This window comes from Rhizobium lentis, assembly GCF_017352135.1.
Taxonomy (GTDB): Bacteria; Pseudomonadota; Alphaproteobacteria; order Rhizobiales; family Rhizobiaceae; genus Rhizobium; species Rhizobium lentis.
The window spans coordinates 4,086,458-4,098,618 of sequence record NZ_CP071454.1; the positions used below are offsets into that span (position 1 = coordinate 4,086,458).

At 61.3% G+C, this 12,161-nt stretch carries 13 protein-coding genes and 1 pseudogene; 7 read left to right on the plus strand and 7 right to left on the minus strand.

Going from position 1 to position 12,161, the window contains the following annotated elements; all coding sequences use genetic code 11:
* Positions 1 to 77 precede the first annotated feature (77 nt).
* Positions 78 to 725, minus strand: a complete 648-nt coding sequence (locus J0663_RS19950; protein ID WP_207242092.1) for a MarC family protein — start codon at positions 723 to 725, stop codon at positions 78 to 80.
* 238 nt (positions 726 to 963) lie between these two features.
* Between J0663_RS19950 and gyrA the strand changes: the two genes are divergently transcribed.
* Together gyrA and J0663_RS19960 are read left to right on the plus strand one after the other, a co-directional pair.
* On the plus strand, positions 964 to 3,762 hold the full coding sequence (gene gyrA / locus J0663_RS19955) for a DNA gyrase subunit A (RefSeq protein WP_207242093.1): 2,799 nt from the start codon (positions 964 to 966) through the stop codon (positions 3,760 to 3,762).
* A complete protein-coding gene (locus J0663_RS19960) occupies positions 3,725 to 3,916 on the plus strand; it encodes a hypothetical protein (RefSeq protein ID WP_207242094.1) in 192 nt (63 codons plus the stop codon). The genes gyrA and J0663_RS19960 overlap by 38 nt, the downstream gene beginning before the upstream one ends.
* A 49-nt stretch (positions 3,917 to 3,965) precedes the next feature.
* Here J0663_RS19960 and J0663_RS31635 read toward each other — a convergent pair whose 3' ends face one another.
* From J0663_RS31635 to J0663_RS31740, 3 genes and pseudogenes are all read right to left on the minus strand, one after another.
* Positions 3,966 to 4,100, minus strand: coding sequence for a hypothetical protein (locus J0663_RS31635; protein WP_258156729.1), 135 nt, complete (start codon positions 4,098 to 4,100; stop codon positions 3,966 to 3,968).
* Positions 4,101 to 4,135: 35 nt separating this feature from the next.
* Positions 4,136 to 4,291 (minus strand): hypothetical protein, encoded by a 156-nt coding sequence (locus J0663_RS19965; RefSeq protein ID WP_003539654.1) that lies wholly within the window; start codon positions 4,289 to 4,291, stop codon positions 4,136 to 4,138.
* A 142-nt stretch (positions 4,292 to 4,433) separates the two neighbouring features.
* A pseudogene (locus J0663_RS31740) lies at positions 4,434 to 4,713 on the minus strand (hypothetical protein).
* 90 nt (positions 4,714 to 4,803) lie between these two features.
* Here J0663_RS31740 and coaD point away from each other — a divergent pair.
* The 5 genes from coaD (at position 4,804) to tgt (ending at position 8,717) form a co-directional block, all read left to right on the plus strand.
* Complete coding sequence (gene coaD, locus J0663_RS19975) at positions 4,804 to 5,298, plus strand: pantetheine-phosphate adenylyltransferase (protein ID WP_207242095.1); 495 nt, start codon at positions 4,804 to 4,806, stop codon at positions 5,296 to 5,298.
* Positions 5,299 to 5,323: 25 nt separating this feature from the next.
* Positions 5,324 to 5,896, plus strand: a complete 573-nt coding sequence (locus J0663_RS19980; protein WP_126823144.1) for a peptidylprolyl isomerase — start codon at positions 5,324 to 5,326, stop codon at positions 5,894 to 5,896.
* A 28-nt stretch (positions 5,897 to 5,924) separates the two neighbouring features.
* Positions 5,925 to 6,434 (plus strand): peptidylprolyl isomerase, encoded by a 510-nt coding sequence (locus J0663_RS19985; protein ID WP_207242096.1) that lies wholly within the window; start codon positions 5,925 to 5,927, stop codon positions 6,432 to 6,434.
* A gap of 72 nt (positions 6,435 to 6,506) precedes the next feature.
* Positions 6,507 to 7,586: a tRNA preQ1(34) S-adenosylmethionine ribosyltransferase-isomerase QueA gene (gene queA, locus J0663_RS19990; RefSeq protein ID WP_207242097.1), complete on the plus strand. Its 1,080-nt coding sequence runs from the start codon at positions 6,507 to 6,509 to the stop codon at positions 7,584 to 7,586.
* Positions 7,587 to 8,717, plus strand: a complete 1,131-nt coding sequence (tgt, locus tag J0663_RS19995) for a tRNA guanosine(34) transglycosylase Tgt (protein ID WP_207242098.1) — start codon at positions 7,587 to 7,589, stop codon at positions 8,715 to 8,717.
* On the opposite strand, the gene J0663_RS20000 is transcribed toward tgt, so the two are convergent.
* The 3 genes from J0663_RS20000 to fabF all read right to left on the minus strand — a co-directional run bounded on the left by J0663_RS20000 (position 8,714) and on the right by fabF (position 12,150).
* Positions 8,714 to 9,805: an acyltransferase family protein gene (locus J0663_RS20000; RefSeq protein WP_207244549.1), complete on the minus strand. Its 1,092-nt coding sequence runs from the start codon at positions 9,803 to 9,805 to the stop codon at positions 8,714 to 8,716. The two genes, tgt and J0663_RS20000, sit on opposite strands and share 4 nt — an antisense overlap.
* A gap of 570 nt (positions 9,806 to 10,375) precedes the next feature.
* A complete protein-coding gene (locus J0663_RS20005; RefSeq protein ID WP_207242099.1) occupies positions 10,376 to 10,804 on the minus strand; it encodes a DUF4864 domain-containing protein in 429 nt (142 codons plus the stop codon).
* Between the two features lie 80 nt (positions 10,805 to 10,884).
* On the minus strand, positions 10,885 to 12,150 hold the full coding sequence (fabF, locus tag J0663_RS20010) for a beta-ketoacyl-ACP synthase II (RefSeq protein WP_207242100.1): 1,266 nt from the start codon (positions 12,148 to 12,150) through the stop codon (positions 10,885 to 10,887).
* Between the last annotated feature and the right edge of the window lie 11 nt (positions 12,151 to 12,161).

A 12,161-nucleotide genomic window follows, 5' to 3' on the forward strand; every position in this document is an offset into this window, starting at 1 on the left:
CTCGGCGTCATGCTCTTTTTCTTTAATCCTCGGCGGATGAGCCGGATCGGCTCTGTCCTGTGGCATCTGCCATCATTTCAATGCGGCGTCGCGCTGATGAGATTGAGCGCTGCTTTCGCGCCGTCGACGACGAACTGCACAGCAAGGGCGGCGAGGATGACGCCGAGGAGGCGCGTCAGGATTGCCCGGCCGGTGACGCCGAGGAAACGGTCGAGCCTTTCGGCGATCAGCAGCGTCAGGAAGGTCAGCAGCAGAATGGCGGCGATGACGCCGATCAACTGGGCTTTTTCGACCGAGGTCGCCAGCGTGCCGGACAAGAGGATGGTCGCCGAAATCGCGCCGGGTCCGGCGATCAGCGGCAGGGCTAGGGGAAAGACGGCGATATTCTCGATGTGATCCTTGGTGATCGCCACCTCGGTCGTCTTCTCCTTGCGGTCCTGCCTCTTCTCGAACACCATCTCGAAGGCGATCCAGAAGAGCAGGAGCCCGCCGGCAAGACGGAAGGCGCCGATCGAGATCCCGAGAACGCCGAGCACGCCTGCGCCGAACAGGGCGAAGATGGCGAGGATGATGAAGGCAATGGTCGAACCGCGCAAAGCTACCTGCCTGCGTTCGGCGCGGCTCATACCGATCGTCAGCCCCAGGAAGAGCGGCGCGAGCCCCGGCGGGTCGATGGTGACGATGAGCGTCGTGAAGGCGTTGATCAACTGGTCGGCGCTTGCCATCGTCTCTCCGGAACATCATATGGATGTGTGGTTCTTGATGATTGTGAAGCGGCGGTTCCGATTTGGCAAATACCCCGCCGCCGCCCGCGGCGGATTTGTCCGGTCCGGCCGCGAAACATCGACGCTTCACCCTCTTTAAGCCGCAAAAGCCTGTTCAAAAAGGCGCTCAGAAATTGGCGTGGGAACAGGCTTTCCGCTATAAATCTTCAAGTGATTCTAGAAGAGATCGTGATCTGTTTTGACTGAGCAAACACCCCCCGGCGGCGGGAAGCTCCCGCCAGGCATCGAGCCTATCTCCATCATGGAGGAAATGCAGCGGTCGTATCTCGATTACGCCATGAGCGTCATCGTCAGCCGCGCGCTGCCCGACGTGCGCGACGGCCTGAAGCCCGTGCACCGGCGCATCCTCTACGGCATGTCCGAGCTTGGCATCGACTGGAACAAGAAATACGTCAAATGCGCCCGCGTCACCGGCGACGTGATGGGTAAATACCATCCGCACGGCAATGCCGCGATCTATGACGCGCTTGCCCGCATGGCGCAGCCTTGGTCGCTGCGTCTGCCGCTGATCGACGGTCAGGGCAATTTCGGCTCGGTCGACGGCGACCCGCCGGCGGCCGAACGTTACACCGAATGCCGGCTGGAGAAGGCCGCCCATTCGCTGCTCGACGATCTCGACAAGGAAACCGTCGACTTCCGCGACAACTATGACGGCACACTTTCCGAGCCGGTCGTGGTTCCCGCCAAGTTCCCGAACCTGCTGGTCAACGGCGCCGGCGGTATCGCCGTCGGCATGGCGACCAACATTCCGCCGCACAATCTCTCCGAAGTCATCGACGGCTGCATTGCGCTGATCAACGATCCGGCGATCGAGCTGCCGGAGCTGATGCAGATCATTCCGGGCCCCGATTTCCCGACAGGCGCGAAGATTCTCGGCCGTGCCGGCATCCGCTCCGCCTATGAGACCGGCCGCGGCTCGGTCATCATGCGCGGCGTCGCCAATATCGAACCGATGCGCGGCGACCGTGAACAGATCATCATCACCGAGATTCCCTATCAGGTGAACAAGGCGACGATGATCGAGAAGATGGCCGAGCTGGTGCGCGAAAAGCGCATCGAAGGCATCTCCGATCTCCGCGACGAATCCGACCGCCAGGGCTATCGGGTCGTCATCGAGCTGAAGCGCGACGCCAATGCCGAGGTCATCCTCAACCAGCTCTATCGCTATACGCCGCTGCAGACCTCCTTCGGATGCAACATGGTGGCGCTGAACGGCGGCAAGCCGGAGCAGCTGACGCTGCTCGACATGCTGCGGGCCTTCGTCTCCTTCCGCGAAGAGGTCGTTAGCCGAAGAACGAAATTCCTGCTGCGCAAGGCGCGCGAGCGGGCCCACGTGTTGGTTGGTCTCGCCATTGCCGTTGCCAATATCGACGAAGTCATCCGCGTCATCCGCCAGGCGCCGGATCCGCAGTCGGCACGCGAAGAGCTGATGACGCGCCGCTGGCCGGCTGAAGATGTCGAAAGCCTGATCCGTCTGATCGACGATCCGCGCCACCGCATCAACGATGACCTGACTTATAACCTCTCCGAAGAGCAGGCGCGCGCTATCCTCGAGCTGCGCCTTGCGCGTCTGACCGCACTTGGTCGCGACGAAATCGGTGATGAACTCAATAAGATAGGCGAGGAAATTCGGGACTACCTCGATATTCTTTCCTCGCGCGTGCGCATCCAGACGATCGTCAAGGACGAGCTTACCGCGGTCCGCGACGAGTTCGGTACGCCGCGCCGCACCGAGATCGTCGATGGCGGCCTCGAAATGGACGACGAGGATCTGATCGCCCGCGAGGACATGGTCGTCACGGTCTCGCATCTCGGCTACATCAAGCGCGTGCCGCTGACCACCTACCGAGCCCAGCGCCGCGGAGGCAAGGGCCGCTCCGGCATGACGACACGCGACGAAGATTTTGTTAGCCGGCTATTTGTGGTCAATACCCATACGCCGGTGCTGTTCTTCTCCTCGCGCGGTATCGTCTACAAGGAAAAGGTCTGGCGCCTGCCGATCGGCACTCCGACCTCGCGCGGCAAAGCGTTGATCAACATGCTGCCGCTCGAACCCGGCGAGCGCATCACCACCATCCTGCCTTTGCCCGAGGACGAGGCGAGCTGGGATAATTTAGACGTCATGTTCTCGACGACCCGCGGCACGGTTCGCCGCAACAAGCTGTCGGACTTCGTGCAGGTCAACCGCAACGGCAAGATCGCCATGAAGCTCGAGGAGGAGGGCGATGAAATCCTCTCCGTCGAGACCTGCACCGATCAGGACGACGTGCTCCTGACGACGGCGCTCGGCCAGTGCATCCGCTTCTCCGTTGACGACGTACGCGTCTTTGCCGGACGCAACTCGATCGGTGTGCGCGGCATCAATCTCGGCGAGGGCGACCGCATCATCTCGATGACGATCGTCGGCCATGTCGATGCCGAGCCGTGGGAGCGCGCCGCCTACCTCAAGCGCTCCGCCGCCGAACGCCGCGCGATAGGCGTTGATGAAGAGGATATCGCTCTGGTTGGCGAAGAGGTCACCGAAGAGGGGCAGCTTTCGGACGAGCGCTACGAAGAGCTGAAGGCGCGCGAGCAATTCGTGCTCACCGTCTCCGAGAAGGGCTTCGGCAAGCGTTCCTCCTCCTACGACTTCCGCATCTCCGGTCGTGGTGGCAAGGGCATCCGCGCCACCGATACGTCGAAGACCGGCGAGATTGGCGAACTGGTCGCCGCCTTCCCGGTCGATGACGGCGATCAGATCATGCTGGTCTCCGATGGCGGTCAGCTGATCCGCGTCCCGGTCGGCGGCATCCGCATCGCCAGCCGCGCCACCAAGGGCGTCACCATCTTCTCGACGGCCAAGGACGAGAAGGTCGTCTCGGTCGAGCGCATCAGCGAGCCGGAAGAGGATGAGGCTGACGGAGCCGTCGATGCGGCCGAAGGCGCCGAGGAGACGCCGGGTGCCGGTGGCGATCCGGGCGGTGCTGCTGAGGAATGATGAAGTGAACGGGGCGGCTTTCGAGCCGCCCTTTTCTATTGACCCGCCGGTGCGTGCCGAAGTCGTACATCCCATGCGGCCCGATCGAGCAAGCCGTTTGAGTGTGTTCATTGCCCAAGAAAAAAGCCGGACGCTGGGTGCATCCGGCTTTTGAAAGGCCCAGGCGGCGAAAGGGCGCCGCGCGCGGGTGGGGAAAAGGAATGTCAGAAGGCGCTATGTTTTTCGTTGAGCGCCTTGACCTCTTCGGTCTCACGTCTGAGCGCTGAAATCGTCGAGGCCACGGACACGATAAACATGACGCTGATGAGGGCGGTGAGCACTGTCAAGATCGTGAACATAGGCATTCCTTTCCTGGGGAGTTGCGTTCTGCCCCTCAGTACTGACCCAGTACGGCCGTGCGGGCCGAAGCATAGGGGCCATAAACTTTGGAGGTATCGACCTTCTGATCATAAAGAGCGACAGTTGCGGTGAGCATGCCCGTGACCATGACCATCCAGAGCACGTTAATCATCGTAATCTTGCCGGGCATCTTTAGTCCTTCCTGCCGCGCTTTGACGCATTTCTGTGTCGGTTGAGTGAACGCATCCGTTTAAAAATGGTTCCGCCGGATGTTGAGGGGTGTTTACCAATGCCGATCTGAAGCCTCCTTGAATGTCTCGTTCATCTGGCGTTCAGATTCGAAGTCCGGTTTTGTCGCGCAGCCGGCTCTGGGCGCGCACGATCGCTGCGTGTTCGGCAAGCTCCGGTCTCACCCAGTTCAGCGCGTAGCGATCGGCGAAAAAACCATAGGCCGCCTCGGCGGCGAGGGAGAAAATGACGGCAGATGCAACGAGCACGATCAGCATGGATCTCGGTCTTTCGGGGAGCGCCGGATGCCGGAATGGCATCGGCTGGGTTGATGTTCCGAGTTAAGCAGATCCCGTCTGAAACGGCCTTGAATGGCATGTTCATCCGCTGTTCAGCCCCGCGGCGCGACCGGGTAAATGACTTGCGGCGAGTCCGCATCCGTGACAAAAGGCGTCAAACCAACGGCCGGACCACATGACGACAGCTTTTTATCCTGGGTCCTTCGACCCGATCACCAACGGACATGTGGATGTTCTGGTCCAGGCCCTGAACGTCGCCGAAAAAGTCATTGTCGCGATCGGCATCCATCCCGGCAAGGCCCCGCTCTTTTCGTTCGAAGAGAGGGCCGAACTGATCCGCCTTTCGCTGGCTGAAGCGCTGCCCGGCAAGACCGGCAACGTCACTGTCGTCGCCTTCGACAATCTGGTCGTCGATGCCGCCCGCGCCCACGGCGCCACCCTTCTGATCCGCGGCCTTCGCGACGGCACGGATCTTGACTACGAGATGCAGATGGCCGGCATGAACAGGACAATGGCGCCCGATATCCAGACCATCTTTTTGCCGGCCGGCACGGCTTCACGGCCCATAACCGCCACATTGGTCCGCCAGATCGCCGCCATGGGCGGCGATGTCAGCGCTTTCGTGCCGGCCGCCGTCTTGCAAGCCCTCAAATCCAAGCGCAAAGACTAGGCCGATAACGCCCAACGGAGCTCACATGAAACTCTTTTATCTCGCATTTGCCGGCGTGCTTTATCTCGCCTCTTTTGCCGGCGATGCCTTCGCCCAGTCAGCCGATCATTATCTCACCATCCAGCTGAAGAACGGCCCTGTCGTCATTCAGCTGATGCCCGACGTCGCGCCGAAGCATGTCGCCCAGATCGAGGCGCTGGCCAAGAAGGGCGAATATGACAATGTTGCCTTCCACCGCGTTATCCCGGGCTTTATGGCCCAGACCGGCGATGTGAAATACGGCAACATGGAAAAGAACTTCGACGCGAGCCAGGCCGGTACCGGCGGCTCCGATCTGCCTGACCTGCCAGCCGAATTCTCCAAGACTCCGTTTGTTCGGGGCACGGTCGGCATGGCGCGCGCTCAGGATCCGAATTCTGCCAATTCGCAGTTCTTCATCATGTTCGCCGACGGTTCCTTCCTTAATGGCCAGTACACGGTCGTCGGCAAGGTTGTTTCCGGCATGGAAAACGTCGACAAGATCAAGAAGGGCGAAGGCCAGAACGGCGAAGTCAGCAATCCCGACCGGATGATCAAGGTCACGCTGGGCAAGAAGTAACCGACGAGAAGAAACAGAGGAGAAGACAATGGCCGAGATCAAGGATCCCGAAAACACCATCATTCTGGAAACCACCAAGGGCAAGGTTGTTATCCAGCTTCTGCCGCAGGTGGCACCCGAGCATGTCAAGCGCATCAAGGAACTTGCCCGCGAAAACGCCTATGATGGCGTCGTTTTCCACCGCGTCATCGCCGATTTCATGGCGCAGACGGGCGACGTGGAGTTCGGCAAGAAGGGTGGCGAGAATTTCAACCCGGGTCGCGCCGGCATGGGCGGCTCCTCCAAGGATGATCTGAAGGCCGAATTCTCCGCCACGCCGCATGTCCGCGGCACCTGCTCGATGGCGCGCTCGCAGAATCCGAACTCGGCCAACTCCCAGTTCTTCATCTGCTTCACCGACGCGCCGTGGCTCAACAAACAGTATTCGGTCTGGGGCCAGGTCATCGAAGGCATGGACAACGTCGACAAGATCAAGAAGGGCGAACCAGTCTCCGATCCGGATTCGATCGTCTCCATGCGGGTTGCCGCCGACGTCTGATTGTGATTTCTGCTGAAACCCGCCCTTGCGCGAAAGCGCGGGGCGGGTTTCGCTTTGCGTGAAAGTGCCCTTATGCGCGTAGACCTTTTCGATTTCGACCTGCCGGATGACCGCATTGCGCTGCGGCCCGCCGAGCCGCGCGACAGCGCGCGCCTGCTCGTCGTCGATCCCACGGCAAGCACGCTCTCGGATCATCGCGTCTCCCATCTTCCGTCGTTCCTGCGCGCCGGTGATGCGCTTGTATTCAACGACACGAAGGTCATTCCCGCCCAGCTCGAAGGCATCCGCCATCGCGAGGGCGCCGGCGGCCAGCAGGTCTCTGCAACGCTGCACATGCGCGTCGGCCCCAGCCGCTGGAAAGCCTTCGCCAGACCGGGCAAGCGCATCAAGGAGGGCGATCGCATCGCCTTCGGCCACAGCGGCGAAAGCTGCATGATCGGCGCCCTCGATGCGACCGTGGAAGAAAAAGGCGAAGCGGGCGAAGTGACGCTCGCCTTCGATCTTTCCGGTCCGGCGCTCGACGAGGCGATCGCCGCCGTCGGCCATATCCCGCTGCCGCCCTATATCGCCGCCAAGCGGCCCGATGATGAGCGCGACCGTGCTGACTACCAGACGATCTATGCCCGTGAGGAGGGCGCGGTCGCAGCCCCCACGGCCGGCCTGCACTTCACGCCGGATATGTTCGAAGCGCTCGACAGGGCCGGGATCGAACGCCATTTCGTCACGCTCCATGTCGGCGCCGGCACCTTCCTGCCAGTCAAGGCGGATGATACCGACGATCATAAGATGCATCTCGAAAGCGGCTATGTCAGCGCCGAGGTTGCCGCCCGGCTGAATGCGGTGCGAAAACGCGGCGGGCGCATCGTCTGTGTCGGCACCACCTCGTTGCGATTGATCGAGAGCGCGGCCGGGGAAAACGGAGAGATCAAGCCCTGGGCCGGGGCCACGGGCATTTTCATCACGCCCGGCTACCGCTTCAAGGCGGTCGACATGTTGATGACCAATTTCCACCTGCCGCGCTCGACCCTGTTCATGCTGGTCTCGGCCTTTGCCGGCTTCGACACCATGCATGCGGCCTATGAGCACGCCATCTCGACGGGCTACCGCTTCTACTCCTACGGCGACGCGAGCCTTCTTTTTCGGAAAGATTAGATGACAGAGAACTTCCAATTCAGGCTTGACAAGACCGATGCCGGCGCGCGCCTCGGCGAAATTTCCATGCCGCGCGGCACGATCCGCACGCCGGCCTTCATGCCGGTCGGCACGGTGGGCACCGTCAAGGCCATGTATCTCGACCAGGTACGCGAAACCGGCGCCGACATCATTCTCGGCAACACCTATCATCTGATGCTGCGTCCGACGGCTGAACGCGTGGCGCGGCTGGGCGGCCTGCACAAGCTGATCCGCTGGGAACACCCGATCCTGACCGATTCCGGCGGGTTCCAGGTCATGTCGCTCTCCGGCCTGCGCAAGCTCGACGAGCAGGGCGTCACCTTCAAGTCGCATGTCGACGGCAGCCTGCATCATATGTCGCCGGAGCGTTCCATCGAAATCCAGGGCCTGCTCGGCTCCGATATTCAGATGCAGCTCGACGAATGCGTAGCGCTGCCGGCCGAACCGAAGGAGATCGAGCGCGCCATGGAAATGTCGCTGCGCTGGGCCGAGCGCTGCCGTGTTGCCTTCGACGAGCAGCCCGGCAAGGCGATGTTCGGCATCGTCCAGGGCGGCGATATTCCCGCCTTGCGCATCCGTTCGGCGCAAGCGCTGAGCGAGCTCGACCTCAAGGGCTATGCGATCGGCGGCCTGGCCGTCGGTGAACCACAGGACGTCATGCTGCGGATGCTGGAAACGACGCTGCCCGTGCTTCCTTCGCAAAAGCCACGTTATCTCATGGGAGTGGGAACCCCTGACGACATACTGAAGTCGGTTGCCCGCGGCGTCGACATGTTCGACTGCGTCATGCCGACCCGTTCCGGCCGCCATGGCCTGGCCTTCACCCGCCGCGGCAAGGTCAATATCCGTAATGCCCGCCATGCGGAGGATATGCGCCCGCTCGACGAACAGTCGAACTGCCCGGCCTCGCGCGATTATTCGCGCGCCTACCTCCACCATCTCGTCCGCGCCAACGAAGCGCTCGGCGGCATGCTGCTGTCCTGGCACAATCTCGCCTATTACCAGGAGTTGATGCAGGGTATCCGCAAGGCGATTGCCGAAGGCCGCTTTGCCGATTTCATGGCGCAGACGATGGAAGAATGGGCGAGGGGCGATCTCGACCCGGTTTAAGGCTGCTCAGTCACCGTGTTGCTGGCAGCGGGGACAGCGGGCGACGGGTTCAGCGCAATCATCATTTTAAGTTTTTTGCGCACCGGCTCGTCGAAGTGAACGGCGGCTATGCCAGCCACAATGAAAATAGCGAAAACCACAATCATACCGGCTGCCGGGGAGGCGGGAAGGTCAAAGCCCCTTTGCCGCAGGGACTGCAGCAGACTGAAGATGGGCCCATGCAGAATGTAAATCGGATAAGAAAGTCTCCCCAACCATCGGAATACCAGTTCCACCAAGCCGGCCTGCCTTGTTGACATCGCCATCCAGACCATGGCGGGAAAGACGACAAGGCACAGCAGAAAATCAAAATACGGAAAACCGAAGAATATCCTGGCCGGGATATTCGTGATGAAGACGAGGCAGGCACACAGAAGCAGGCCGACCATGTTGCCGCTTTCGGCCACCTTCGGTTTCCGAACCTCGTATAAGCGATAGAGGCAGATTCCGAGCGAGAAAGAGAAAAGAACTCTTGAAAAGCCAAATCTGAAATAGCCCGCCTGGTGGCCAATATCGAGGTTGCCTGCGGCCAATGCTCCGTACAGTGTAAAGCCCGCGGCTCCCATGGTGATGGCGAGTAGGCTTCTCCATGACAGCCGTATCAGAAGCGTGGAAAACAGCACTCCGGCCCAGAGTTCGAAGAAGAGCGACCAGCTGGGACCGTTCAAGCGAAAGGCGCCTTCCACATCTGAGCTCGGGACGAACAGGATCGCCCTCAGGAGAAGGTCGGCCAGGGTAAGGTAGTCCAAGCCGAATTGAAGCGCATAATTGAGAAGGCCGACAGGAAGAGAAAGAAGATAGAGCGGATAAAGCCTGATGAGGCGTTGTACAATAAATTTGGCGGGCGAAATTTCTCCCGTCGCCAATTGTTTCTCGTATGAATTCGCAAGAACGACGCCGCTCAAAAGAAAGAAGAGGTCTACCGAGAGGTAGCCGATATTCTGCGGGATCGGGCCAAGCGTCCCGCCCGTATGCCGGAACATGACCATAATGGCCGCAATTCCTCGCAACGCTTCAAGGGCTGTGAAAAATTGCTTGCCAGTGTTCAAACCCATCAGTCCCCCGCTGATATCCGTGTACTCGAGAGAGGATTTCGAAATCGTTAGTGCAACGAGACATTGTGCCGTGGCGTTTCCGTCCGAGCCGTTCGCCGGTGACCGGCCTATCTAAGCGGAAAGCCTCTAAATCGGATATCCGCTGGATCAGGCAGCAGGAGTGCAGCTTCCGACGTGATCCGGTTTGACAGGGCCTGAAGGTCGCTCCACTGCGGTATCGACGGGTCGGGACCGCCGATCGATGCCTCGAATGTGGCGCGGTCCACCTTGATGAGCCGTCCGCTGGTTGTGATGCTCAGAACCGCCCGTGGCCGTTCGAGACGACCCAACCGTAGCCACCAGCCTTCCCCTTTGTGAGTTTGCCGGCGGCATAATCTTGCCGCGCAAGTTGGGAAAAGGATTCCGCCTGCGCAATGCCGGGCAGAGCGGTGGCAAAGCCGACCGCCGCGGCGACCAGCTACTTCAAGGAAATATGCATCGAGTTTCAACCCATGTGAAAACACGGAGGCTTCTATCTTCCGCGGCAGCCGGGCACAACTTTGATCTGTAAGGATGCTTGATCCGCTAGATGCCCTTGCTGTCGGCATCGGGCAGGATTTGTACGCCGTTGATCCGGTAGCTGCCGTCGGGCTGGCGGGTGATCTGGTAGATCGCCGTCCAGTCCTTGCCGTCGCGGCCCGAAATCAGCAGCTCGTGATAGATCAGCGCGCCGTTGTCGATCGAGCGGCTGCGGCCGAAGGCGTAATTGCCGGGATGATAGACCGGCTCATAGCTCTTCTTGACCATGGCGAAGAACAGGTTCTTATCGGGATACATCGCCTTGACGCCCGGCGCGGCGAAGGAATAGGCCGTCTCGGCATCGTCCTTGAGGAAGGCCTTGATCTGCTCCTCGATCATCGTCCGCGTCGTGTCGATCGGGTCTTCGGCGCGGGCCGGTATAGGAGAGAGGAGGGACGCGGCACACAGAATGAGGACTGCGAGAAAGGCGCGCATGAGTTATCTCCGGCTCTATCGGCGGAATGACCCCGATAGAGCGGAAGTGTAGGCCTTTTCCAGCGCAAGAAAAGCGAACTTTACGACCAGCGCCGGAAGAGGGCGCTGGCATTGACGCCGCCGAAGCCGAAACCGTTGGTGATGGCATAATCCATCGCCAGCGGCCGCGCCGTCTTGCCGACGATATCGATGCCCTCGGCATCGGGATCGGCCTCATAGAGATTGCGTGTCGGCGGCGCGATCTGGTCGCGCAGGGCAAGGATGGTGAAGATCGCCTCCAGGCCACCGGCGGCGCCGAGGAGATGGCCCGTCGCTGATTTGGTCGCACTGACGGCAATGCCGCCGTTGCGGCCGAAAACCCTGCCGATCGCCGCGATCTCACCTCTGTCACCGACCGGTGTCGAGGTCGCATGGGCGTTTAAGTGTTTGACATCCGAGGCGGAGATTTTTGCCTGCCGAAGCGCTGCCTCCATCGCCCGGCGTGCGCCGTCGCCATCTTCCGGACCCGCGGTCATGTGGTAGGCGTCCGCCGCCGTGCCGTAGCCGACCAGTTCGGCAAGCGGCGTTGCCCCGCGGGCAAGCGCATGCTCCAGCGTTTCGATCACCAGGATGCCGGCGCCTTCCCCCATGACGAAACCGTCGCGCGCCGTGTCGAACGGTCGCGAGGCCAGTTCCGGCGTCTCGTTGAAGCCGGTGGATAGCGCGCGGGCGGCGGCAAAGCCGCCGAGGCTTACCTTGTCGATGCAGGCCTCGGCGCCGCCGCAGATCACCACATCGGCTTCGCCGGAGCGGATCAGTCGCGCCGCATCGCCGATCGCCTGCACACTCGCCGCACAGGCCGTCACCGGCGCGCCGAGCGGTCCCTTGAAGCCGTAGCGGATGCTGACCTGGCCGGCGGCGAGGTTGACGAGGAAGGAGGGCACGGTGAAGGGCGACAGCCGCCGTACGCCTCGCGTTTCGCCGATCCGCACCGCTTCGGCGATCGCAGGAAAGCCGCCAACGCCAGAGGCGATGATCGTCGCGGTGCGTTCGCGCTTGCCTTCATCGGTCGGCATCCAGCCGGCCTGGTTTACCGCTTCCTCCGTCGCCGCCATGGCGAACTGGATGAAGCGATCCATCTTCTTCTGGTCCTTGGGCGTGATGTAACGGTCAGGGTCGAAGCCGGCCTCGGCGTCCTCGATAGTGCCGGGAACGATGCCGGCAATCTTGGCCGAGAGCTCGCCGACGACATCCTCCGACAGTACGCTCAGACCCGAGGCGCCGTCGACGAGGCGTTTCCAGGCCGGCTCGACGCCGGTGCCGAGTGGCGAGACAAGTCCCATACCGGTGACAACGATGCGATCCATGATATTTCCTC

Bases quoted from the DNA above. Each gene is read 5' to 3' on its own strand.
- J0663_RS19950 (WP_207242092.1), bottom strand. From the start codon at position 725: ATGGCAAGCGCCGACCAGTTGATCAACGCCTTCACGACGCTCATCGTC.
- J0663_RS20005 (WP_207242099.1), bottom strand. From the start codon at position 10,804: ATGCGCGCCTTTCTCGCAGTCCTCATTCTGTGTGCCGCGTCCCTCCTC.
- J0663_RS19980 (WP_126823144.1), top strand. From the start codon at position 5,324: ATGAAACTCTTTTATCTCGCATTTGCCGGCGTGCTTTATCTCGCCTCT.
- queA (WP_207242097.1), top strand. From the start codon at position 6,507: ATGCGCGTAGACCTTTTCGATTTCGACCTGCCGGATGACCGCATTGCG.
- tgt (WP_207242098.1), top strand. From the start codon at position 7,587: ATGACAGAGAACTTCCAATTCAGGCTTGACAAGACCGATGCCGGCGCG.
- J0663_RS31635 (WP_258156729.1), bottom strand. From the start codon at position 4,100: ATGTTCACGATCTTGACAGTGCTCACCGCCCTCATCAGCGTCATGTTT.
- coaD (WP_207242095.1), top strand. From the start codon at position 4,804: ATGACGACAGCTTTTTATCCTGGGTCCTTCGACCCGATCACCAACGGA.
- J0663_RS19985 (WP_207242096.1), top strand. From the start codon at position 5,925: ATGGCCGAGATCAAGGATCCCGAAAACACCATCATTCTGGAAACCACC.
- fabF (WP_207242100.1), bottom strand. From the start codon at position 12,150: ATGGATCGCATCGTTGTCACCGGTATGGGACTTGTCTCGCCACTCGGC.
- J0663_RS19965 (WP_003539654.1), bottom strand. From the start codon at position 4,291: ATGCCCGGCAAGATTACGATGATTAACGTGCTCTGGATGGTCATGGTC.